Consider the following 22651-nt stretch of genomic DNA (forward strand, 5'->3'; position numbering starts at 1 on the left):
GCTGATGAAGAGCACCAACCCAAACAGCAGGGAAGAGATCAGCGTAAAACCCTTCATTGTTTACCCTCCTGCACTTGGGCCTGACCTGCTGTGCTGATGCGGGTCTCGGCAAGCAGGGGGGCAAACTGGCGCTGCCAGATATCCGTGCTCAAGAGACCCGTGTGGCGGGTGAGCAGGGTGCCATCGGCGGCAAACAGATAGGTCTCGGGCGTGCCGTAGACGCCGAGCTCCAGCGCCAACTTGCCGTCCAGATCCGCCAGCACGGCGCGATAGGGGTTGCTTGCCTCCTCAAGCCAGGCGCGGGCAGCATCGCCCTTGTCTCTGTAGTTGAGGCCATAAAGGGGCACTGTCTTGGCCAGCTCGGCGAGCAGCGGGTGCTCGGCGCGGCAGTTGGGGCACCAGCTGGCCCAGACGTTGAGCACGAAGGGCTCCCCCTTGAGCGCCTCGGTATGGATGGGGTCGCCGCCAAACAAACTCTCGCTTTGCCAAGCCGGCAAACTGCGGCCCAGGGTCGCCTCATCCTGACTGTAGGGGTTGTTGCCAAGGCCGAGCCAGAGCAGGACGCCGAGGCACAGGGTCAGCAGCAGCGGCATGAAGAGGCGCAGGCGGGCTCTCATGGTGCCTCCTTGGGGAGCAAGCTCGCGACTTGATGTGTAGCGGTCTGTGGTTGGGCTGCCAGCAACGGCTTGCGTCCCAGCAAACGCAGGGCGCCGCCCGCCATCATCAACAGGCCGCCGAGCCAGATCCAGCGTACCAGCGGCTTGTAGTGCAGGCGCATGGCATAGGCGTTCGGCCCCATCTTCTCGCCGAGCACCACGTAGAGATCGCCAAACAGTCCCCCCTTGATGCCGGGTTCGTTCATGTTCATGGTGCGCACGCTGTAGTGGCGCCGCTCCGGGGCGAGCCTGGCCACCTCCCGGCCATCCTTGTGCACGCTGACAGTGATGCGCTCGGCCGTGTAGTTGGGGCCGAGCAGCGGCTCGATCCCCTCGTAACGAAATTCATGGGCGCCGAGCCGGTAGGGCGTATCCGGACTGAGCACAGTGCCCGCCTCCTGGCTATGGTGGCTCACCTGCGCTATGCCGAGGGCGCATACCGCCACCCCGAGGTGGGCCAGCAGGCTGCCGAGCCGGCTGGCACTCAGGTCGCGAGTCTTGAATGAGACATTGAGCAGCAGGCTCGCGATTAGCCAGAGGCTCACCATGTTGGCGATCAGGTTGCTCCAGCCTAGGGGGGGGGGGGGGGGGAGGGTTCCCTGCTCGCTATAACTGAGGCTGAACAGGCCCCCCCCCAGCAGGCCGAGCAGTGGAGGCAGCAGCATCCGCAGGCGGGAAGATGCCATCAGCCCCTGCCAGCGCAGGCGCGGGATTTGGGTCATGAGCGCCATCAGCACCAGCGCCAGCGGCACGAAAACAGCGTTGAAATAGGGGGCGCCCACCGAGAGGGAGCCAAGGTGCAGGGACTGGAACACCATGGGGTAGAAGGTGCCGAGCAGCACGCAGGCGCAGGCCACCGACAGCAGCAGTATGGTGGCGCCCAGCAGCCCCTCTTTTGACAGTAAGCCGAAGCGGGCGTAGGGGGCGCGGGTATCGGCCCGCAGCGCAAACAGGGTGAGTGCCGTGGTCAATAGCAGACCGAGCAGCAGCAACAGAGTGAGACCGCGATTGGGATCCACCGCGAAGGCGTGCACCGAGGTGAGCACCCCGGAGCGCACCACAAAGGTGCCGAGCAGGCTGAGCGAGAAGGTGAAGATGGAGAGCAGCAAGACGCCGTGGCCGTAGGCCCCACGCTTCTCGCAGACCATCAGGGCATGGAGCAGGGCTGTGCCGAGCAGCCAGGGCAGCAGGGAGGCATTTTCCACCGGATCCCAGAACCACCAGCCACCCCAGCCGAGCTCGTAATAGGCCCACCAGGAGCCGAGCACTATGCCGGCGGTGAGAAACACCCAGGAGCCCAGCGCCCAGGGGCGGCTCCAGTGGGCCACGGCGCCGTCCAGTCGGCCCGAGTGCAGCGCCGCCATGGCGAAGGCGAAGTTGACCGCAAAGCCGACGTAGCCGAGATAGAGTAGGGGCGGGTGAATGATGAGGCCGATATCCTGCAGCATGGGATTGAGATCTCGCCCCTCCAGCGGTCCCGGGAACTGGCGGTCAAACGGGCTGGAGAAGATCAGGGTATAGAGGCCGAACAGCCCGACGATCAGTCCCATGATGGCCAGCACTCGGGTGCGGATCAATGGATCGACCCGTGTCGAACAGAGCGCCACCAGGGCGCCCCACAGCCCCAGCGCAAACACGAAGAACAGCATGGAGCCCTCGTGGCCGCCCCACACGGCCGCCAGCTTGAAACCCATGGGCAAGGCGCTGTTGGCGTGCTGGGCCACATAGACCAGAGTGAAGTCATCGAGCCCGAAGCAACTGGCGAGCAGCAACAGCGCCGCCCCGAGCAGGGCGGCATTGAGCTGTGCCAGCGGCTTGGCGCAGCCCAACAGAGCCGGGGAGGCGAGCCGCAGACCCAGCCAGGGCAGGGTGCCTTGCAGCAGGGAGAGCGCCGTTGCCAGCAACAGTGAGAGATAGCCGAGCTCAGCCAGCACACAACCTCCGGTTCTACTTATTTGTTCATGTTATGCCGCAGCGTCCGCATCGGGCCGGCGCTGGGGCATAACATCCACTGACTCGACAACAAACAAGCGCCAGTCGCCCGAGGGCGGCTGGCGCTTGTGACCTGTTTCTTATACCACCGTCATCTGACCGGCGTAGAGCACGAAGTAGCGCAGCAGCAGTATCCCCACCAGGGTCAGGCTGCAGACCAGCACCAGATAGCCGCTTTTTTCCCGCAGGGGCGCCGGGGCCAACAGGCCGACCAGCTGGGGCAGCAGCATGCCGATGCCCACTACCCCGAGCCAGAACACCTGGGCCCAGAAGCCGCCGCCGATGGCCGCCCACATGGCCACCTCCTTCTGGCCGCCACCGAAGTAGAGACCGGTAAAGAAGCAGACCAGCAGCAGCACCTCCACCGCCAGCACCGGCCGCTCGAAGCGATGCACGAAGCTCACCCCCAGGCTGTGGTGGTTCTCCTTGAACAGGGTCACCGCCAGCAAGATGGTGGAGGCGATGCCGGAGCTGATGCCGGAGACCAGAAACAGCACTGGCAGCACAGGGTTGTTCAGCAGCGGATAGGTCTTGAGCGCCGACAGCAGAAAGCCGGTGTAGGCCCCCAGCAGCAAGGCGAGCAGCAACAGCAGCGGCGCCAGCAGCCGCTCGAAGCGTGCCAACAGGGCGATCAGCCCATCCACAAAGGCGAACTTTTCTTTCAGCAACCGGCTGCGAAGGGTCTCGATCTCGGTGCGAAATACCACCGCCAGCCAGGCAAACAGCACAGCCATATAGACCTGAAACAGCATGACCCCCATGGACATCACTGAGTCGAACTGGTAGTGGAACATCAGCTTCCAGAAGGTCCAGGGGCGGGCCAGGTGGAAGATAAGGATCAGTAACCCCAGAACCACGCTCACCGGCGCCAGAATGGCGGTCGCCTTGATGATGCCGCTCTCGCTGCCAGCCCCTTTGCGGCGCAACAGCACCGAGAGGCTGGTGGCCCCGGCGGAGATGCCGAGCAGGAACAGATAGATGGCGATGGGCCAGTCCCAGACAAGGGAAGTGAAGTGAAATGCGTCATGCCACATGGTCATTCCCTCCATTGGTTATTGCCGTGGTAGATGGCGATGGGGCAAATCCCCACACCAGCGAGGGGAAGTGAAACGCCTCTTGCATCGTCATGACTTTATCTCCCCTTTGGGCACGCGGTACATCTTGGGCGAGGTGCCGAGCGCCTGCTTGTAGCGATAGGTGGTCTCCTTCACCAGCCGTTTGGCGATGGGGCTATCGGGATCATCCAGATTGCCGAATACCAGCGCCTTGGTGGGGCAGGAGACCACGCAGGCCGGCTCCTTGCCCGCCGCCAGGTTGGTCTTGCGGCAAAAGTCGCACTTATCGGCAACCTTGGTCACAGGGTTGATAAAGCGCACCTGATAAGGGCAGGCGGCGAGGCAATACATGCAGCCGACGCACAAGTCCGGGTCCACGTCGACTATGCCATCCTCCTTGCGGATATGGGAGGCGCCGGTCGGGCAGACGTGCACGCAGGGTGCGTTGTCGCAGTGCTGGCAGGACTTGCGAAAGAAGTGGTACTCGGCATCGGGGAAGGTACCTATGGGGCCGGAGCGGATGATCTCGAGCCGCGAGACCCCTTCCGGCACCTGATTCACCTCCCGGCAGGCATCCATGCAGGCGGTACAGCCGATGCAGGCCGCCTCGTCGTGGATCATGCCATAGCGTACCCCGTCTATGGTCTGGCTGTGAGCGAGGGTAGTGGCAAGGGAGCGGGTCGGCCCCGTCATCATGATGAGGGCCCCCGCGCTTATCCCCGCCATGAAGTGACGGCGAGAGCAGCTCATTGTGCCTCCTTGTCCGGGGTGGCGTTCGCCTTGGCCGCCTTGACGGCTTCATGCTGCTTGCTGTGGCAGTCGACGCAGAGCTTGATGCGGGACTTCTCCGGGATCTCCACCATGGGCTCCTTGGCCGGGTGCAGCTGGTGGCAGCTGGTGCAGGTGAGCTTGGTGGCGTGCACGTCGTGGGCCCAGAGCGCCTCGCGCAGGGGTTTGGGCTCGTGACAGCTCATGCAGACCCCGTTCTGCTCGGCGATGGGGTAGCTCTCTGTGCTCTGCTTGTTGGTGAAGCTGTCACTGAAGCGCATCACGTCCTTGACCCCTTCCCTGTGTTGGGGTGAGGGCTGGCCGTGGCAGTTGGTGCAGGTGACCGGCGCCAGGTTGTTGGGGTTGGTTGCCTGGCCATGCTTGCCGTGCATGCCGTACGCCTGCTCCTTGTGGCAGTCGCTACAGGCCGCATCGGGATTGCGCAAAAACTCCACCTCGTGGGTGGCGGGGAGGGCCGCAGGCGCGCTCGTCGCATCGGCGGCCTGGCCCTGCAGGCTGGTCAGCAGCATGGCTGCCATCAGCATCAGTCGTAAGAAATCCATCGTTAAATCACCCATAGGAAGCCTCCATCCGATTGCGGGCCCGACTCGGCGGGCCCGCAAATCTCGTTACTGTGCGAGCCGTCCGGCCGCTTTGGCCTCGGCATCCCAGGCGGGGACTGTGGTCTTGAGGAACTGGGCCTTGTCGCTGTTCATCTGCTTCATGTCCATGCCAAGGGCGGCCTGGGCCTTCTCCTTGCTGGAGATGTCAGGAATGGCGATCTCGTGGCTGATCCCTTTGGCCGCCAGCAGGCGAGCCAGCTTGGTGCGGGCGTCGGCGGCCTTGTCCAGGGCGGTACCCAGCATGCGCAGCGCCACTTCCGGTGCGTGCATCTGCACCCCGTGGGAGGCGATGGAGAAGTCCCAGCGCCATTGGGCGTGGCGGATGTCCTGCTGAATGTCTTTCATCTCGGCCTCGGTGGCGCCGGCATCCCAGGCCGCCTTGGCCTCGAAGTGGGCGTGCACCAGCTGCTTCTCGACTTTGAGCTTGATCTCGGTGACGGCATCCTTGCGCTGCTGGACTATGCCTTGCAGCATCTCCTTGCTCTGGGTGTGGCAGTTGCGGCAGGTCTGATCGAAGCGATCGAAGGGGTTGCCTACCTTGTGATCCGTGTAGACCTTGCCCTGATCGTTCTGCACCTTGGGCATGTGACAGTCGACGCAGGCGACGTTGTTCTGGCCGTGGATGCCGGCGCGCCAGGTCTCATATTCCGGATGCTGGGCTTTGAGCATGGGGGTCTTGGAGAGGGCATGGGTCCAGTCGGCGAAACCGATCTCGTCGTAGTACTCTTCCATCTGCTCAACAGTCGTGCCCTTGTCCCAGGGGAATTTCACCGCCTTGGTGGGGCCGCTGAAGTAGTACTCCACGTGGCACTGGCCGCACACCTGGGACTGCTGATCGAAACGCCCCTGCTCCTTGAACGGCTTGCCGATGGCGGTCATGGCGCGGTCGGCATAGGGACGGGAGAGGTGCAGGGCAGGTTTCCCTTCCTTGAACTCTTTCGAGGCTGTGTCGTGGCAGTCGGCGCAACCTATGGTGTTGACTATCTCGGGTCCGCCTTTTGCCCACATCCCCTTGAAGTAGCCATCTTCGCCTTTTTCATTGATGACGCGGGCCACGTCCGGGCCCTTGCAGCTCCAGCAGGCCATGGGCAGGGGGCCATCCTCGGCGGTCTTGGGGGCGCCGGTGCGCAGGGTTTCCCGCACGTCGGTCAGGGCGTAGAAGTGGCCGCGCGGCTTGTTGTAATCCTTGGAGAAGGGGTAGCCGGCCCAGAGCACCACCATCTGCGGATCATCCGCCAGGGCGTCGGTGCGCTCCTTGCTCTCGCTGGTGCCTTTCCAGCTGCGGAACTGATCGGCGTGATCCTTGGCGAACAGCTCGCTGCGCGCCTCTATCTTGCCCTTGGGCTGTGCCTCGTCGGCCGCCTGTGCCCAGCCGCTGGCGCCAAGGCAGGTGGTAAGCAGCAGGGCGGCTAGGCCCAGTCTGGTCTGTCTGTTGTGTGAACTCACGATCATCACTCCCAAATCGATCTCATTGCCAGACCTGACCGTTCCATCCTGGATGTGGGCATCAGCCCCCGCACTAGGCAGGAGCAGGCAGGCCGATTAATTGTTATTAGTGAATAAAACCCATGTAATTATGCGATTGCTCGGGCTGGATATTACCAAATGGGTAAAATGAATGATGATTTATCGAGGCGGGGCTTGCGCTAGATCAATTGCCGGGGAAGGCAAGTGCCGGAAATGAGATCCCGGTTAAATTATGAGGAAACTCAACTTATTGGACCACAGTTAACCGACACTATTGTCATTTGCCGGTGAGTGGGGTCGGCAAGCCTTGTCCTGCAAGGAATGTGCTGCGGGGTAGGGGGTGGTCTATCTATTTCGGGATATAAAAGTAAATTTGCATAAATACTCAATCTTGATGGCGCCAAAGAGAGGCAAAACAAGGGCTGAATCAGCGGATTCAATCATGTTGAGCGCCCTTGTCATCACCCGTTTCCATGCAGGGTGATCCGCGCCTGATCACCCAGCCCCTCGATGGATACGGGGAATAAAGAGAGCCAGCGATTGCCGGCTCTGCGTTTATCCATTTGTGGGTGATGGCGTTATCAGACCAGCGTTTTTGCCAGCAGGTGGATCGGATGCTCACAGCGGGGAATTGGAGTGCTCATCTCTATATCCATCTGCCACTGTGATCTCTTATGCCAGCGCCTGGGCCAGCAGGTGGATGGGATGCTCACAGCGGGGAATTGGAGTGCTCATCTCTATATCCATCTGCCGCTGTGATCTCTTATGCCAGCGCCTGGGCCAGCAGGTGGATCGGGTGTTCACAGCGAAACGGCGTGCTCATCTCTATCTGCCACTTGCAGGTCTCGCAGTCGGTGATGACCAGATCAGGCTTGAGGCGGTTTATCTGATCAAACAACCCTTCTCCTATGGCCTGGCTGGTCTCGTAGTTCTCCGACTTGAAGCCGTAGGTGCCGGCGATGCCGCAGCACTGGGACTCCAGTACCGTCACCTTGACTCCGGGAATAGCGCGCAGCAATTCGAGGGTGTAGATGACGCCGCCCATCTTCTCCATGTGGCAGGGGGTGTGGTAGGCGATGTGCAGATTGAGCGGCTTCATGGCCGGCTTGTTGCCCCGGTAGAACTCGTTCCACAGGAAGCGGGTCACCAGCGAGATGCGATCCCGCACCTTGTGGTTGTCCTGCTCCAGCAGGTGGGGGTATTCATCCCGCAGGGTGAAGCCGCAGGTGGAGGAGGTGGCCAGGAGTGGCATCTCGTTGCCAAGCAGGGTGTTCTCCAGCTGCTTGATGTTGAAGGCCGCCTGCTGTTTGGCCTTGTCCATGAAGCCGTTGGCAATCAGCGGCACGCCGCAGCACTTCTCCCGCTCCAGCAGTTGCATGCCTATGTTCATGGCGTTGAGCACCTGCATCAGCTCCTTGCCGAGCTGCGGGTGGTTGTAGTTGACGTAACAGCCGTGGAAATAGGCTATCTGACGTTCAAAGCGGGCCTGGCTGGTTTTCTGCTTCTTGTACCAGCCGCGGAAGGTGCCTTGCGAATACTTGGGCAGGTCGCGGTGGGAGGAGACCCCCAGCGCCTTGTCCAGCACCAGCTTCATCGGCTTGAGCCCTGTGGTGAAGTTGACCACGGGCGCCATCAGGGTGGACATGCCGCCCATGAGGTCGGTATGGGAGAGCACGAATTCGCGGATCCCGGGCTTGAAGTCGCTGTATTTGTGCTTGGCCTTGGCGATGATGTCGCCGATGCGGACCCCGCTCGGGCAGGCCACTTCACAGCGCTTGCAGTTGGTGCAGTACTTGAGGGCGCTGTCGAACAGCTCGGGGCTCTTGATGCGCAGCCGCTCCCCATCGGGACCGGCCTGCTTCGGGCCCGGGTAGGCGGGATTGGCCTTGGCCACCGGGCAGTAGGCGGTGCAGACGGTGCATTTGATGCACTGATCGAAGGTTTGGTTGGCGTGATCCAGTAGCATGATTTACTCCTCCCGGGCCGGATTGAAAGCACAAGGGACGCGGCAATGGGATTGTCGAGCGGGCAGCGGGCTGCCCGCAGTCAGGAAATGCAGGGTGGGCATCTCACACCCCTGCCAGAATATGGCCGGCGGCTTGCCAGCCGGTGGCAACCGCGACACCGGAGCCTGAGCCCTCTTTGATCGGGTCGTAATGGGCCAGCACGCTGCCCGCCCCATAGAGGTTGGCGAGCGGCTTGCCACCGCGCATTACCCGCAGCTTGTCGTCCGTCTTGACCCCGAAGCCCATGAAGGGGTGGTGGTCGAACAGGCGGCGACCGGCCCAGGCATCGCGCTCCTCCAGGCTCAGCACGTCGGCGTTGAAGATGGGTTCGCGAATGCCGCGCAGCCGGGATTCGAGGCCGCGGCTGAAGAAGCTGCCGGAGGCGAGCACGAAGTGGTCCGCCTCGAACAGCTGATCGTCGCCGTTCTGGCTGTGCACGCCTATCACTCTGTCCCCCTCATAGCGGGCGCCCAGCACCCGTTCGCTGGTGAGGAAGGTGCCGCCAAGGGCCAGGAAGCGGCGCTTGAGCGCCTCCTGCATCCGCATGCCGATGAGTGAGGGCGGCATGGTGGCCACCTCCTTGATGGTGCAGCCGGTGCGTTTTTCCAGCTCCGCCAGACGGGGGCCGACCAGCCCCAGCGACAGGCAGGCGGGCAACACCACATGGCGGCAACCGGGATCGCTGCTCTCGTGCACCATGCGGCAGATCTCGCGGGCCAGATCGGCCAGCAGATCGGGCTGGTCGCCCTTTTGCTTGTCAAACAGGCGGGCTATGTCGGCGGAGCGAAACTCGTGGGGGTTGCGGCTGAATTCGGCGAGCTGGGGCAGGCGAATTTCACCCGTCATGATGCGGCAGTGGGCGAAGCGCGGATGGGTCGCCAGGTTGGCGGCCGCGAGCGCCGGGTGAAAGTCGCGAAACCCTTCCAGGGTAGCCAGCAGGATGGCATCGGGGGCGGGCGCATCTGTCTGGCAGGCGCAGGTATGGGGCGATAGCCAGGTGGATTTCAGGGTGCCTATGGGGGTCAGCCGCTGGTGGTTGGTCTCCTGGCGAAACAGGGGCAGCCCCTGCTCGTGGCAGTGGCGCTGCAGATCGGCGAGGCTCGCCTCTATGTTGGTCAGGCCCACCTTGCTGTAAGGGTGATCCGGGTGCTCGGCCATGAAGGCGGGCAGGGCAGCGCGGGGATCGCCGTCGCTCTCCAGTAGATCAACCGAGCCGGAGGAGAAGTGCAAGGCGCTCTGGCCAGAGGCCATCAGCAGCGTCTTCTGACCCGCTTCGGCGAGGCGCAGCGCCGCCGAGAGGCCCGCCATGCCGCCACCTATCACGATACTGTCAAATTTCATGACTGCACTCCTTGAGTCAATGGGGCCTGGCTGTGGTCTTCTGTCCTGGTGACGGGGTCGAGGGGGAAGGGGGGCTCGGCCACCAGGTGGGGCGCCGTCCACTCTCCCAGACCAAACAGCCCTTCGTAGATCCAGTAGGTAAACTCCGCCTCGCGCAGGGCATCGCCCCACAGCACGGGACGGGTGCCCTTGTAACGCTCCTCCAGGAACTGGCGCAGCATGACGCAGGCCTGGCGGCCATCGGCCTTGCCGTACTCCTGCATCAGGCCGGCTGCCCGGTAGGCGCACAGCTCACCCTGACAGGGGCCCATGCCCAGACGGGTGCGGCGGCGCAGATCCACCAGGTTGTCCACGTCCAGTTCGCGCAGGGCGTACTCGATTTCACCGGCCGTCACCATCTCGCATTCGCAGATGAGGGCGTTGGCCTTGGGGTTGTCGCGAAAGAAGGCGATGACCCGTTCGCCGTGGCGATACTGGGCCGAGCCTTCTGCCGGGGCCGACAGACCGGGGGCGGAGACCTTCTCCGGATCCCGCGAGCCGGGTAGGCTCAGCTCGGCGGTGCGGCACGGTTTGGTGTTGCCTATCTTCCTGGCGATGAGGTCGGTGGCCCACTCGGCCATCAGCCGATAGGTCATCAGCTTGCCGCCTGTGATGGTGTTGAAGCCCTGCAGGCCGTCACGATCGCTGTGATCGAGCAGGACTATGCCGCGGCTGATGTTGCGGCCGGTCTCGTCGCCATCCACCGCCACCAGCGGGCGAACCCCGGCGTAGGCGCGCAGCAGACGGGTGCGCGCCATGATGGGGGCGAGCTTGATCCCCTCGCGCAGCAGCACTTCCACCTCGTCCGGATCCACGGTGAGCTGGTCAATTTTGTGGTAGTCGATGCGGCTCGAGGTGGTGCCTATGAGGGAAATGGTATCGCCCGGCACCAGAATGTCCGCATCCGCCGGTTTGCGAGCGCGGTTGAGCACCATCTGGTTGATGCGGTAATCCATGATGAGCAACGAGCCCTTGGCCGGGAACATGCGGATGCCGAGATCGGCGTACTCGCAGATCTGCTGGCCCCAGATCCCGGCGGCATTGATCACCTCCTGACACTCCACCTCGAACGCCTCGCCGGTGCGGGTGTTGATGGCCTTGACGCCATGGACCCTGTCCTGGGTGCGCAGCAGCCCCAGCACCTTGCTGTGGGTGAAGATGCGCGCGCCATGTTCTTTCGCATCCAGCACGTTGGCGGCGGCGAGGCGGAAGGGATCGACAGTGCCGTCCGGCACTTGAATGGCGCCGATCAGCGCCGGGTTGACGTTGGGCTCGAGGCGCAGCGCATCGGCCGGATCCAGCTGGCGGGCGTCGATACCCGCCAGGGCGCAGGCGTCCATGAAGGTGTTTTGAAAATTGATGTCATCTTCCGGCAGGGTGACGAAGAGGCCGCCCGTGTCCTCGACGCAGTGGCTGGCGATCCGCTTGAGGATGTGGTTCTCCTGAATGCACTCGCGGGCGGACTCCGGATCCGTCACCGCATAGCGGGCGCCCGAGTGGAGCAGGCCGTGGTTGCGGCCCGTGGTCCCGGCGGCGATGTCATCCCGCTCCAGCAGAATGCAGTCGATGCCGCGCAGTGCGCAATCGCGCATGATGCCGGCCCCGGTGGCGCCACCCCCTATGATGACGACTTGTGTGGTTATTCTTTTCATTCTTGCCCGTCTCATCTCTTCCAGATGACGCCAGTGTGGCGCCTCTCTGGCCGAAAATGTTTGATATGGGCCAAATTAATGCTCGTAAACGCTCATTCGTGCGCGAGCTAATGAGCAAATCGTGACTCTGGTCACACTCCCATAACAGAGAAGGGGCCACCAGGGCCCCCTCTCTTTGCATGAGACTGGTTCAGCCACAGCATTTCTTGAACTTCTTGCCGCTGCCACAGGGGCAGGGGTCGTTGCGCCCCGCCTGCAGCGGTGCCGGATCCTGTTCGCCATCTGTGTAGACCCAGCGTCCCTGATAACGCACGAAGCGGGAACGTTCATGCAGGCAGTGGCGCTCATCCCCCTCCTTGAACCAGGCCTTGAACTCCACCACGCCGGTCTCGTCCGAGGGGCCGCCTTGGGTGGCGAGGATCTCCAGCCCGTCCCAGCGGGTGTCGGTCTGGGAGAGCTGATCCGCGGTCAATCCCCCCAGGTGATCAGGGTGCCAGCTGTGCACCAGATAGTCGCCCAGCCCCAGCACGAAGGCACTGTAACGGGAGCGCATCAGCTGCTCCGGGGTTTGCGCCTCGGCCCCCTGGTGCAGTGATCCACAGCACAGTTCGAGAGAAAGAGTTGAACCGCAAGGACATTTGTTCATGTGTCAGCCCATCAGGGTCGATAGATAAAGGTGCGGGGATTGTAGCGAAAGCGGGTCCCCGCCGACCAGCGCCCTATACTGGTTGGGTAGGAACGGAACACCAATAAAAACAGCTGCAAGGATGTGAATGATGACGCTAAAGCAGAAAATTCTGTTGCTGGGAGCCATCCCCGTGCTCCTGATGGCCCTGGTGGTCAACCTCAGCAACTACATGATTTCCAAGAGCGATTTGGAAGCCGATCTGGTGGCGGCGCGGGAGAATGCGATCAAGGAGCGCAAGGCGTTGCTCAGCAGCTACCTGATGCTTGCCAAGACGGCCGTCGACACGGCCTACAACCAGCCAGACAGCCCGGAAGCGCGCAAGCAGGTCACCGAGATCCTGCGACCATTGCGCTACAGCAGCGACGGCTACTTCTTCGTCTATGACTTCCAGGGCAATACGGTATTGCTGCCGACCCGCCCCGAGATGGAGGGCAAGAACCGCTGGCAGGACAAGGATGCCAAGGGCAAGCTGCTGATCCAGGAGATCGTCAAGGCGGCGCGCCAGGGGGATGGCTTCTCCGAGTACTGGACCGCCAAGCCCTCCATCGGGCGGGATGCGCCCAAGCTCTCCTTCAACCTGGTGCTCGACAAGTATCAGTGGGTCATAGGCACGGGCTTTTACATCGATGACATCGACAACGAACTGGCGGCGCTGCGCACCGAGCGTGAGAGCAACATGCACGACTCCCTGCAGAGCAGCGTGCTGCTCATTCTGGTGATCTTGGGGATCACCCTGGCGGTGACTGTGGTGATCGGCAATCGGGTCACCCGGCCGCTGGCGGATGCGGTGTCGGCCCTCAACGACATAGCCGACGGGGAGGGGGATCTGACCCAGCGCCTCAAGGTGCAGAGTCATGACGAGATTGGCCAGCTGGCCACCGCCTTCAACCGCTTCGTCGAGCGGATCCAGTCGGTGGTGAGTCAGGTGGGAGAGACCAGCAATCACCTCTTCAGTGCGGTGGAGAAGCTGCACCACCTGAGCGAGCACTATGACCATCAGATGCACGGCCACAGCCGGGAGACGGATCAGGTGGTCACCGCCGTGACCGAGATGAGCTCCACCGCCCAGGAAGTGGCGGCCAGTGCCTCCAATGCGGCCACCGCCACCAGCGACGCGGCGCGCGAGTCCGATGCCGCCCGTGGCGTGGTGGGCAGCGCCATCAACAGCATCAACCGGTTGGTGGGCGAGGTGCATACCGCCTCCGGCGTCATAGAGCAGCTGGCGCAGGAGACCGGCAAGATAGGATCCGTGGTCGAGGTCATTCGCGGCATCGCCGAGCAGACCAACCTGCTGGCGCTCAACGCCGCCATCGAGGCGGCCCGGGCCGGCGAGCAGGGGCGCGGCTTTGCGGTGGTGGCTGACGAGGTGCGCTCCCTGGCGGGCCGTACCCAGCAGAGCACCAAGGAGATCAACGAGATGCTGCAGCGGCTGCAAAGCGGCGTCAAACAGGCGGTGGACGTGATGCAGGCCAGCGAGGAGCGCAGCCAGGAGACGGTACAGGAGGCGAGTCACATCGCTACCTCCCTCGACAGCATGGTGATGGCGGTCAGCACCATCAACGACATGAACATCCAGATAGCGACGGCGGCCGAGGAGCAGCATGCGGTCTCCGAGGAGATCAACAAGAACCTGGTGGCCATACAGCAGATCGTCAGCGAGCTGACCGACGCGGCTGTGGAGTCCAACAGCACCACCCGCGATCTGGCCAGCACGGGTGACAAATTGCGCAAACTCGTCTCCCAATTCCGCTACTGATCGCATTTTTGCCGTCTGGACGTGATTTCCAGACGGCAAATTTGGGGATTGGCGGAGAATGTGGGAAAATTGTCACCATCCGCTCTTTTCGTTAACCCATATCCTATGAATGAGATCGTGAAAGGCAGTATCGATTTGATCCGTCAGCTCAACTATGGCCTGGTCTACGCCAGCCTGGAGGAGCACAAGGAGCTGTCCCGTACCGATCTGTCCCGTTTGACCGGCCTCTCTCCGGCCAGCATCACCAAGATCACCCGTGAACTGCTCGATGGCGGTCTGGTGGTGACCTGTGGCGAGAGCTCGGTGGGCCGTGGTCGCCGTCAGACCCTGCTGCGCATCAACGAGCGCCGCTTCCAGTTTCTCTCCATGCGTCTTGGCCGTGGCTATGTGGACATGGCCCTGTTCGATCTGGCCGGTCGCTCCCTCGCCCGTCATCGCCACACCTTCAGCGAGGCCGAGCGTGCCGACCTGCTGGCCAGCCTGGTGCGCGCCATCGAGGGCTTTTTGCCCAAGAAGGCGCTGCGCCTTGCCTGCATCGCCCTCTGTCTGCCGGGGCAGGTGGAGCGCCACTCCGGCATGGTCAAGCACTTCCCCTTCTATGATCTGCGCAACTGGCCCCTTGGCCCTACCCTGCAGGAGGCGTTCGCGGTGCCCGTGCTGGTCAGTGGCGACGTGCGCACCTGGATCCAGGCCGAGCGGGAATGGGGCGCGGCCAAAAACTGCGCCGATGCTGTGCTGGTGTTCGTGCACAACGACATAGGGGTCGGCATGGTGGTCAATGGCCAGCTCATCGAGAGCGAGTCCGCCCTGCTCGGCGATCTCAGCCACCTGCAGCTCGAGCCCTACGGCCAGCGCTGCTACTGCGGCGGCTTTGGCTGCGCCTGCACGCTAGTGACCAACCAGGCGCTGGAGGCGCAGTACCGGGATCTGCGCGAGCGGATGCAGGAGCATGATCTGCCCGAGAGCGTCACCATCCGCGAGTTGTGCGAGCTGGCGCTGGCGGGCAACAGCCTGTGCCAGGACATTCTCCATCAGGCGGCGGGGCGGCTCTCCCGGGTGCTCTCCAACCTCATCTGCCTGCTCAATCCGGGCAAGCTGCTGCTGGGGGGGGAAATAACCCGCGCCGATCGGTTGCTGTTCCCCATGCTGCACCAGTCCCTGGCCAGCCAGTTGCCGGCCGAATACCTGGTACGGCTGCAAATCGAATCCACCCACTTCTACGAAGATCCCACCAAGCCCACCTCGGTGCAGGTGCACAAGGCCCTGCGCGACGGCAGCCTGCTGCTCGACCTGTTGCGAGGTGACAAGGAGGCATGAGACTCGGGTTGCAAGGACGCTTCCTGCTCATGCTCTGTCTGGTCAGTCTGCTGCAACTGGTGTTGCTGAGCGGGGCCAGCTACTACTACGTCTCCGAGCAACGCTACCGCGAGGTGGGGGATCAGGCCCTCGATGTGGCGCGGCTGGTGGCCCGTGAACCCGGTGTCATCGCCGGGGTGAAGCGCGGCGATACCGCCAGGCTCAACCTGCTGGTGGAGCGGATCCGCGCCGAGGTCGGCGCCAGTTACATCGTCATCGGTGACAGCGAGGCGCGGCGGCTGGTGCACCCCAATGCGGATCGCATCGGCCAGCCCATGGTGGGGGACGATCCCAGGCGTGCCCTGCAAGGAGAAGCCTATATTTCCCGTGCCCAGGGATCGCTCGGGGTCTCGGTGCGCGGCAAGGGGCCGATCCGCAACGAGATGGGACAGGTGATTGGCGTGGTGTCGGTCGGTTATCTGGTACGCGACATAGATGCGGATCTGCAGGGTTTCCTGCGTTTTGGCCTTGCGATGACCCTGCTCATCGTCTTGCTCAACAGCGGTGCGGCGGCTTGGCTGGCGCGGCGCTACAAGCGCGCCCTGCTGGGGTTCGAGCCCGAGCAGATCGGACGCCTCTATGCCGAGCTCGACTGCACCCTGCGCACGGTGCGTGAGGGGATCCTCACCATAGATGAACAGGGGCGGCTTACCTCTCTCAACCCCAACGGCATCCGCCTGCTGCGTCTTGACGAGCAGGCGGCGAGGGCGGCCATAGGTCAGCCCGTCACCCGCTTGCTGCCAGAGAGCCGCATGCTCTCCCTCATTCAGGATCCCCGTCCCCAGTTTGATGAAGAGATAGTGCTCAACGGCCAGCAGCTCATCGTCAACCGGCTGCCGCTGGTGCGAGACGGCAAGCTGATCGGCGCCGTGTCGAGCTTTCGCCGCAAGGACGAGCTGGCCGAGCTCAGCGCCCAGCTCTCCCAGGTGCAGGCTTACAGCGACCTGCTGCGGGTACAGACCCATGAACACAACAACCAGCTCGGCACCATAGCCGGCCTGATCGAACTCGGCGCCACCCGGGAGGCGCTCGCCTTCATCGGACGGGAGGCCGCCACCGAGCAGACCCTGCTCAGCTTCCTGATGGGGGCCATCGCCAAGCCCAAGGTGGCGGGCCTGCTGCTTGGCAAGTATCACAGGGCCCACGAGCTGGGGCTGGTACTGGTGGTGGACCCAGACTCTCATCTGCACGACATCCCCCTTCGCGTCAGCGGTTCCCAGCTGGTGACAGTGCTGGGCAATCTCATCGACAATGCCTTCGAGGCCACCCGTCGTCACGGCGCGCCCTACCAGCCGGTGCGGGTGGCCCTGAGCGATCTCGGCCAGGATCTCATCCTGGAGGTGGAAGACGGGGCGGGCGGCATAGATCCCGCCCTGGCGGACAGGTTGTTCGAGCGCGGGGTCAGCAGCAAGACGGAGCCGGATCACGGCATCGGCCTCTCCCTGGTGCGCAAGACCCTGGATGCCCTGCAGGGGACCATCACCATCGAAGCCACGGCGCAGGGCAGTTGCGTCGTCTGTTACATTCCCAAGGAGGTGTGAGTGATCAAGATCCTGATCGTCGAAGATGATCCGGCCATCGCCGAGATCCACCGTCGCTTCGTGCAGCGGCTGGCGGGGTTCGAGGTGCTGGGAGTGGCGCTCACCCTGTTCGATGCCAGAGAGCAGATAGACATCCTCAGACCCGATCTGGTGCTGCTGGATGTGTGGCTGCCGGATGGCGAAGGGTTTTCCCTCTTGCGTGAATTGCGCCAGGCCGGGGCCGGCCTGGATGTGATCCTGCTCACTGCCGCACGGGAGGCGAGTGCCCTGCAGGAGGCGATGCGGCTCGGGGTGGTGGATTTCATCCTCAAACCCGTGGTGTTCGAGCGACTGCGCGATACCCTGGGCAACTATGCCGAGAGCCGCGCCGCCCTGGCGGCCCTTGCCGATATCGATCAGCAGGCGGTGGATACCCTGCTCGGTACACCGTTGCAGCAGGTGGCGGCCGCTGGTCTGCCCAAGGGGATAGACGCGCTCACCCTGCAACGGGTGCTGGCGGCATTGACCGGCATCGGGGCCTGCGCCGAGGAGATAGGCAACCGGGTGGGGGTGAGCCGCACCACGGCGCGCCGCTATCTGGAGTTTCTGGTGGGTCAGCAGCTGGCGAGCCCGGAGCTGGAATATGGCACTGTCGGGCGGCCGGAGCGGCGTTATCGCCAGCCCTGAATGGGATAGCCACCTATCTTGTTTGCAAAGCAAAAGAGCGCCTGTTGGCGCTCTTTTGCTTTATGAGATCCGCGAACTCAGCTCGGATCGGATTGCAGCGTGGCGGCCGGTGCGCGGCGGGCCTGCCACCACTGCCAGACCGGCAACAGCAGCATCACCAGAGTCACCAGGGTGAAGCCGAGGGTGATGGGCCGCTCCCACAGGAAGCTCAGGGAGCCGTCGTTGATCACCAGGGCCCGGCGCAGGTTGTCCTCCAGCATGCCCCCCAGAATGAAACCGAGCAGCATGGGAGCCATGGGGAAGTCCAGCAGGCGCAGCCCGATGGCGATCAGCGCCACCAGCGCCATCACATAGATGTCCATGGTATTGAAGGAGACTAGGTAGACCCCGATCAGCGAGAACAGCAATACCATGGGGATGAGCACGGGGCGCGGCACCTGCAGTATCTTGGCCAGATAGGGAATGAGCGGCAGGTTGAGGATCAGCAGCACCACGTTGCCCAGATACATGGAGATGATCACCGACCAGAACACATCCGGGTGCTCCATGAACAGGCGCGGGCCCGGCTGGATGCCGTAGGCGATGAGGGCCCCCAGCATCAGCGCCGTGGTGCCCGAGCCCGGGATCCCCAGGGTCAGCAGGGGCACGAAGGCACCGCTGGAGGCTGCGTTGTTGGCCGCCTCCGGTGCGGCTATGCCGGTCAGGCTGCCCTTGCCGAAGGCCTCCTGCCTGCGCTTGCTGGCGAAATTGCGCTCGGCGCCATAGGCCATGAAGGAGGCGATGGTGGCGCCGGCTCCCGGCAGTACCCCGATGAGAAAGCCCAGCACAGAGGAGCGCACTATGGGCGGCGCTATCTCTTTTACCTCGGCCTTGCTCAGTTTGAGGGAGCCGAGCTGCTGGATCTTGCTCGCCTCCTCCTTGCTGGTGTCCTTGCCCGGGCGCAGCACCGTCATCAGGATCTCCGCCAGGGCGAAGGTGGCCATGGCCAACAGCAGGAAGGAGAAGCCATCGCGCAAGTCCGGGAGATCGAAGGTGAACCTGTCCACCCCGACGCTGCGGTCGATGCCGACGGTGGAAAGCATGATGCCGAACAGCGCCATGATCAGCGCCTTGAGCACCTGGCCCTTGCCGGCAAATGCCGCCACCGCGGAGAGCCCCAGCACCATGAGGGCGAAGTAGTCCGCCGACTGGAACGAGAGGGAGACCTTGGCGAGCAGGGGCGCCGCCACCATCAGGAAGATGGCAGACAGGGTGCCGCCGGTGAAGGAGGCGTAGGCGGCGATGGCCAGCGCCTTGCCCGCCTGCCCCTTGCAGGCCAGCGGATAGCCGTCGATGGCGGTGATCATGCTGGCCGAGCAACCCGGCGTGTTGATCAGGATGGAGGAGGTGGAGCCCCCAAACATGGATCCGTAATAGACCCCGGCCATCAGGATGATGCCGGAGGCCGGGTCCAGCCCGTAGGTGATGGGGATCATTAGGGCGATGGCGGTGACGGGCCCCAGGCCCGGCAGCATGCCGATGAAGGTGCCGACGAAGCAGCCGACGATCACCATGAAGATGTTGATGGGCAGCATGGCGGTGCCCAGTCCTTGCAAAATGCCGTCTAACATGAATTCTCCTTATCCCAGCAGTTGCGTGAATAGCCGGCTTGGCTCGAGGTAGACGTTGAGCCCCTTGGTGAGCAGGGCCCAGAAGATGAGGGTGAAGGGCAGGCTCACCTTGCAGGCGAAGGCGAGACTCTGCTCGCCCATCAAGCGGATCCCGCCGATGAGGAACAAGGTGGTGGCGATGACAAAGCCGAGCCAGCCGAGGGCCACTCCATAAACCAGCATCAACAGCAGCAGGGCAAAGACCAGTCGCCAGTTGCCCGTTTCACGCTGCAGCCGCTCCCCGCCCGGAAAGCAGATCAGCAGCAGGGAGAGCAGGGCGCCGACGCCAGCCAGGGCATAGGGCAGGGTGCTGGCGGTAAAGGGTTCATATTCGTCCCCGGGATAGCCGGGGATCTGGGTGGCGTGATAGCCGTAGGCGAGGGAGAGCAGCAAAAACAGCAGCCCCCCGAGTCGCTCCTTGGTTAGGTGCATGACGATGACTCCGTTGGGCGGGGCTGGCCCGCCACAGGTTGAGGGATCACTTGATGAAGCCGAGCTCGCGCATCAGGCCGCCAATCTGCTGCTCCTGCTGGTTGAGGAAGGCGGTGAACTCGGGGCCGGCCTGGTAGAGATTGGTCCAGCTGTTGCGGGCCCGGACCGTTTCCCACTCCGGCTTGTCATACATCTGCTTGAGCAGGGCGGCGAATTCGGCGGATTTTTCGGCGCTGACGGCGGGGGAGGCAAAATAGCCGCGCCAGTTGGCAAAGACAGTCGGGTTGCCCTGCTCGCTGAAGGTGGGGATCTCGCTGGCATCCGGCATGCGTGTCGGGGCCGTCATGCCGAGGATCCGCATCTGGCCGGACTTGACCGCCTCCATCGCCTCGCCAAAGCCGGTGGAGAGCACCTGGGTTTCCCCTGACAGCACAGCCGCCATGGCGCTGCCGCCGGCGTCATAGGCCACGTAACGCAGCTTGCCGGCATCCGCCCCGGCATTCTTGAAGGTCATGGCCGCCACCAAGTGATCCAGGCTGCCACGGGCTGAGCCGCCGGCTATCTTCACCTTGGCGGGGTTGGCCTCATAGGCGGCCAGCAGCTGGGGCCAGTTCTGGTAGGGGGAGTCCAGCGGCACGGCCAGCGCCTGATAATCGGCGATGATGGCGGCGACCGGGGTGAGATCCCGGAACGATTGGGGCAGCTCCTTGGAGAGGGATTTGACGATGATGGGGGTAGAGTTGACCATCAGCGTCTTGTCGGACTGGGCCGAGGTCTCGATCAGGTGGGCGATGGCCTTGGCGCCGCCGCCGGCCGAGATGTTCTGGTAGGAGGCGGTGGTGATGAGGCCGGACTTGGTCAGCGCCTCGCCGGTGCCGCGGGCCGTGTTGTCCCAGCCGCCGCCGGCACCGCCCGGAATGAGGAAGTGGATTTCGTCTATCTTGGCCTGGGCGCCGAGGCTGGCGCCCAGCAGGCAGCAGAGCAACGTGCGTTTGAGGGTTCCTTGCAACATGGTGTACTCCTTGTGATTGTTGCGAGAAGGTTAATTAATCATGTCTGGCTGGAAAACAATCTGGCCGTAATGGCTATTAAGGCTGTTGTGGTCATTGTGTTCATTCTGGTCATGGCGGTGTGAGGGGCTTGGCCATGGCGGGCATGTGTGAACCCTGCCGCAGGGTGAAAACGCGCGAGGCTCCCCATCTGCAAGAGGGAGCCTCGCGGATGCCGGGTGTGGCTCATCCCTTTGATGGCGGGGCGGACACCTTGTCGTCGCGGCTTCCCTGCTGCTTGATGGCCTCGGTTGCCTGCTGCTTGAGCTGCAATTGTTCCATCACCAGCTTGTAGGCAATGTAGTACTTGTAGATGTTGCCCACGTAGGTCACGGTTTCGGGGCCTATCTTCTCCGCCGCCACGTACTCGACGTTGTGGAACCAGACGTTGGGATCCAGCCCCCGCTTCTTCGCCTCGGTGCGCAGCCGCGCCACCCGGGCGGGGCCGGCGTTGTAGGAGGCGAACGAGAACAGCGCCTTGTCGAGGGCTGTCATGGGTTCGTCCGCATAGTAGTGATCTATCATCCAGCGCATGTATTTGGCGCCGCCGTGGATGTTGGGCTCGATCTGGCGGATATCGCCCACCTTCAACCCCTTGCCGGTGGCGGGCATGATCTGCATGATGCCGATGGCGCCGACGTGGCTGCGCGCCTTCTGGTTGAGCGCCGACTCCTGATAGCCCTGGGCTGCCATCAGCAGCCAGTCCACGTCATAGCGATCGCCATACTGGCGAAACAGCTCCACCACCTGCAGGAATTTCTTGCGCTCGGCCTCGGCGGCGGCGCTCTTGACGAACTTGTTCTGCTTGAGATAACGGGCCAGGATGGCCTCTCCCGTCGCCTTGCCGCGCAGGGCGGCTATCTGCTCGTTGAGCATGGCGAGCAGCTGGGGGCTCTCCTTGCGCACCGCCCAGGCGATGATGCCTCCCTCCCGGAACACGGGGTCTTCATGGATGCGGATGGCGGGGAAGATCTTCTGCCAGAAGCGGGCCTTGTGCTCGTCCATGACGATGAAGGGCAGCAGGCCGGCGTTGACCATCTCCACCAGATCTTCATCTTCCAGCGCCTCCGGGGCCGGCTGGATGTCGATGAGGGGTTCACCCGCCGCCTTGCGCGCCTGGTTGTAGGCGATCAGGCTCTCGAAGTAGCTCGAAGAGGGGCGCACATAGAGGGTCTGGCCTCCCAGGTCGGCGGCACTCTCCACCTTGGGGGAGGCCGGCCCCGAGATCAGCAGCTCCCGCACGTTTTCCAGCAGGGGCGCGGTAAATTCAACCCCCTGCTTCTTGCGCTGATCCGTGATGGTGAGGTTGGCGGCGGCTATGTCACCCTTGCCCTCGACGAGGGACTTGAGCAGGGACTCCCTGGCTACCGGGATGAAGACGATGTGCAGCTTGAGGTGGCGCTTGAGGTTTTTTCCCTTGCGCAGCTGTTCGTTGAGCCGTTTCTCCAATTGCATGAAGGCGTCGTAGGTAACGCCTCTTTGCACCCCCTTGTTGATGAAGTAGCCGGTCTTGTTGTAGGTGGTCAGCACCCGCAGGGTGCGCCGCGCCAGCATGTCATCGAGGTCGCCGAGCATGGGGGTGGCCAGCTCTTCGGCGCTGAATGCCAGCGAGGCTGGCTCCTCGTCGGCTGCCACTTTCTGCTCCGCCGCCGTGGCCGGGGCCAGGGTGCACAGCAAGCAGCTCAGGATGATCCATAACCGTTTCATGATGAGTACCTCACTCGTTTCATTGAGTGTAAGCGGCAGGCTAAGTGCTACTTAGCTCATTGGGTTTGCTAAAACGAGCCGGATAGCACAATAGGCCCTATTGGATTGGCCGGGTCAGGAAGGGGGAGGCAGTGGTCTAGGTTGCGTGCGGGTGATGGGGGTGAAATGAAGAAGGGAGCCATTATGGCTCCCTTCTTGTTGCGGTGCG

General features: G+C 63.2%; 18 protein-coding genes. 4 read left to right on the forward strand and 14 right to left on the reverse strand.

Translation table 11 applies throughout. The annotated features are described in order from the left end of the window. Positions 1-53: 53 nt before the first annotated feature. The 10 genes from CK910_RS15680 to CK910_RS15725 form a co-directional block, all read right to left on the reverse strand. Positions 54-617: a DsbE family thiol:disulfide interchange protein gene (locus CK910_RS15680; RefSeq protein ID WP_098983918.1), complete on the reverse strand. Its 564-nt coding sequence runs from the start codon at positions 615-617 to the stop codon at positions 54-56. Then, on the reverse strand, positions 614-2590 hold the full coding sequence (gene nrfE, locus CK910_RS15685; RefSeq protein ID WP_098983919.1) for a heme lyase NrfEFG subunit NrfE: 1977 nt from the start codon (positions 2588-2590) through the stop codon (positions 614-616). The genes CK910_RS15680 and nrfE overlap by 4 nt, the downstream gene beginning before the upstream one ends. A gap of 138 nt (positions 2591-2728) precedes the next feature. Continuing rightward, positions 2729-3682, reverse strand: coding sequence for a cytochrome c nitrite reductase subunit NrfD (nrfD, locus tag CK910_RS15690; RefSeq protein WP_172955336.1), 954 nt, complete (start codon positions 3680-3682; stop codon positions 2729-2731). A 90-nt stretch (positions 3683-3772) separates the two neighbouring features. Continuing rightward, positions 3773-4453, reverse strand: a complete 681-nt coding sequence (locus tag CK910_RS15695; RefSeq protein ID WP_098983921.1) for a 4Fe-4S dicluster domain-containing protein — start codon at positions 4451-4453, stop codon at positions 3773-3775. Then, entirely contained in the window at positions 4450-5049 is a 600-nt protein-coding gene (gene nrfB, locus CK910_RS15700) for a cytochrome c nitrite reductase pentaheme subunit (RefSeq protein ID WP_098983922.1), read from the reverse strand. Before nrfB ends, CK910_RS15695 begins: the two co-directional genes overlap by 4 nt. A 51-nt stretch (positions 5050-5100) precedes the next feature. Next, positions 5101-6546, reverse strand: a complete 1446-nt coding sequence (gene nrfA, locus CK910_RS15705; protein ID WP_098983923.1) for an ammonia-forming nitrite reductase cytochrome c552 subunit — start codon at positions 6544-6546, stop codon at positions 5101-5103. 778 nt (positions 6547-7324) lie between these two features. Beyond that, positions 7325-8527 carry an anaerobic glycerol-3-phosphate dehydrogenase subunit GlpC gene (glpC, locus tag CK910_RS15710; RefSeq protein ID WP_098983924.1) on the reverse strand — a complete coding sequence of 401 codons (1203 nt, stop codon included), beginning with the start codon at positions 8525-8527 and terminating at the stop codon, positions 7325-7327. Between the two features lie 103 nt (positions 8528-8630). Further along, positions 8631-9908 carry a glycerol-3-phosphate dehydrogenase subunit GlpB gene (glpB, locus tag CK910_RS15715; RefSeq protein WP_098983925.1) on the reverse strand — a complete coding sequence of 426 codons (1278 nt, stop codon included), beginning with the start codon at positions 9906-9908 and terminating at the stop codon, positions 8631-8633. After that, on the reverse strand, positions 9905-11599 hold the full coding sequence (gene glpA, locus CK910_RS15720) for an anaerobic glycerol-3-phosphate dehydrogenase subunit A (RefSeq protein WP_098983926.1): 1695 nt from the start codon (positions 11597-11599) through the stop codon (positions 9905-9907). Before glpA ends, glpB begins: the two co-directional genes overlap by 4 nt. 190 nt (positions 11600-11789) lie before the next feature. After that, positions 11790-12245, reverse strand: coding sequence for a YchJ family protein (locus tag CK910_RS15725; RefSeq protein ID WP_098983927.1), 456 nt, complete (start codon positions 12243-12245; stop codon positions 11790-11792). Between the two features lie 130 nt (positions 12246-12375). Here CK910_RS15725 and CK910_RS15730 point away from each other — a divergent pair, with 130 nt between their 5' ends. The 4 genes from CK910_RS15730 (at position 12376) to CK910_RS15745 (ending at position 17606) form a co-directional block, all read left to right on the forward strand. Further along, entirely contained in the window at positions 12376-14043 is a 1668-nt protein-coding gene (locus CK910_RS15730) for a methyl-accepting chemotaxis protein (RefSeq protein ID WP_098983928.1), read from the forward strand. A gap of 105 nt (positions 14044-14148) precedes the next feature. Continuing rightward, on the forward strand, positions 14149-15360 hold the full coding sequence (locus CK910_RS15735; protein ID WP_043138976.1) for an ROK family transcriptional regulator: 1212 nt from the start codon (positions 14149-14151) through the stop codon (positions 15358-15360). Further along, positions 15357-16940, forward strand: coding sequence for an ATP-binding protein (locus CK910_RS15740; protein ID WP_098983929.1), 1584 nt, complete (start codon positions 15357-15359; stop codon positions 16938-16940). Before CK910_RS15735 ends, CK910_RS15740 begins: the two co-directional genes overlap by 4 nt. Further along, positions 16941-17606, forward strand: a complete 666-nt coding sequence (locus tag CK910_RS15745) for a response regulator (protein WP_098983930.1) — start codon at positions 16941-16943, stop codon at positions 17604-17606. It begins immediately after the preceding gene. A gap of 77 nt (positions 17607-17683) precedes the next feature. Here the strand turns inward: CK910_RS15745 and CK910_RS15750 are convergent, their stop codons facing one another. The 4 genes from CK910_RS15750 to CK910_RS15765 form a co-directional block, all read right to left on the reverse strand. After that, positions 17684-19216, reverse strand: a complete 1533-nt coding sequence (locus CK910_RS15750) for a tripartite tricarboxylate transporter permease (RefSeq protein ID WP_098983931.1) — start codon at positions 19214-19216, stop codon at positions 17684-17686. A 9-nt stretch (positions 19217-19225) separates the two neighbouring features. After that, positions 19226-19687, reverse strand: coding sequence for a tripartite tricarboxylate transporter TctB family protein (locus CK910_RS15755; protein WP_098983932.1), 462 nt, complete (start codon positions 19685-19687; stop codon positions 19226-19228). Between the two features lie 46 nt (positions 19688-19733). Continuing rightward, entirely contained in the window at positions 19734-20699 is a 966-nt protein-coding gene (locus CK910_RS15760; RefSeq protein ID WP_043557741.1) for a tripartite tricarboxylate transporter substrate binding protein, read from the reverse strand. Positions 20700-20922: 223 nt separating this feature from the next. Next, positions 20923-22443, reverse strand: a complete 1521-nt coding sequence (locus CK910_RS15765; protein ID WP_098983933.1) for a lytic transglycosylase F — start codon at positions 22441-22443, stop codon at positions 20923-20925. Between the last annotated feature and the right edge of the window lie 208 nt (positions 22444-22651).

It is taken from the genome of Aeromonas sp. CA23 (assembly GCF_002587065.1).
Lineage (GTDB): Bacteria > Pseudomonadota > Gammaproteobacteria > Enterobacterales > Aeromonadaceae > Aeromonas > Aeromonas bestiarum.

Bases quoted from the DNA above. Each gene is read 5' to 3' on its own strand.
- CK910_RS15680 (WP_098983918.1), bottom strand. From the start codon at position 617: ATGAGAGCCCGCCTGCGCCTCTTCATGCCGCTGCTGCTGACCCTGTGC.
- nrfD (WP_172955336.1), bottom strand. From the start codon at position 3,682: ATGTGGCATGACGCATTTCACTTCACTTCCCTTGTCTGGGACTGGCCC.
- CK910_RS15695 (WP_098983921.1), bottom strand. From the start codon at position 4,453: ATGAGCTGCTCTCGCCGTCACTTCATGGCGGGGATAAGCGCGGGGGCC.
- nrfB (WP_098983922.1), bottom strand. From the start codon at position 5,049: ATGGGTGATTTAACGATGGATTTCTTACGACTGATGCTGATGGCAGCC.
- nrfA (WP_098983923.1), bottom strand. From the start codon at position 6,546: ATGATCGTGAGTTCACACAACAGACAGACCAGACTGGGCCTAGCCGCC.
- glpC (WP_098983924.1), bottom strand. From the start codon at position 8,527: ATGCTACTGGATCACGCCAACCAAACCTTCGATCAGTGCATCAAATGC.
- glpB (WP_098983925.1), bottom strand. From the start codon at position 9,908: ATGAAATTTGACAGTATCGTGATAGGTGGCGGCATGGCGGGCCTCTCG.
- glpA (WP_098983926.1), bottom strand. From the start codon at position 11,599: ATGAAAAGAATAACCACACAAGTCGTCATCATAGGGGGTGGCGCCACC.
- CK910_RS15725 (WP_098983927.1), bottom strand. From the start codon at position 12,245: ATGAACAAATGTCCTTGCGGTTCAACTCTTTCTCTCGAACTGTGCTGT.
- CK910_RS15730 (WP_098983928.1), top strand. From the start codon at position 12,376: ATGACGCTAAAGCAGAAAATTCTGTTGCTGGGAGCCATCCCCGTGCTC.
- CK910_RS15735 (WP_043138976.1), top strand. From the start codon at position 14,149: ATGAATGAGATCGTGAAAGGCAGTATCGATTTGATCCGTCAGCTCAAC.
- CK910_RS15740 (WP_098983929.1), top strand. From the start codon at position 15,357: ATGAGACTCGGGTTGCAAGGACGCTTCCTGCTCATGCTCTGTCTGGTC.
- CK910_RS15750 (WP_098983931.1), bottom strand. From the start codon at position 19,216: ATGTTAGACGGCATTTTGCAAGGACTGGGCACCGCCATGCTGCCCATC.
- CK910_RS15755 (WP_098983932.1), bottom strand. From the start codon at position 19,687: ATGCACCTAACCAAGGAGCGACTCGGGGGGCTGCTGTTTTTGCTGCTC.
- CK910_RS15760 (WP_043557741.1), bottom strand. From the start codon at position 20,699: ATGTTGCAAGGAACCCTCAAACGCACGTTGCTCTGCTGCCTGCTGGGC.
- CK910_RS15765 (WP_098983933.1), bottom strand. From the start codon at position 22,443: ATGAAACGGTTATGGATCATCCTGAGCTGCTTGCTGTGCACCCTGGCC.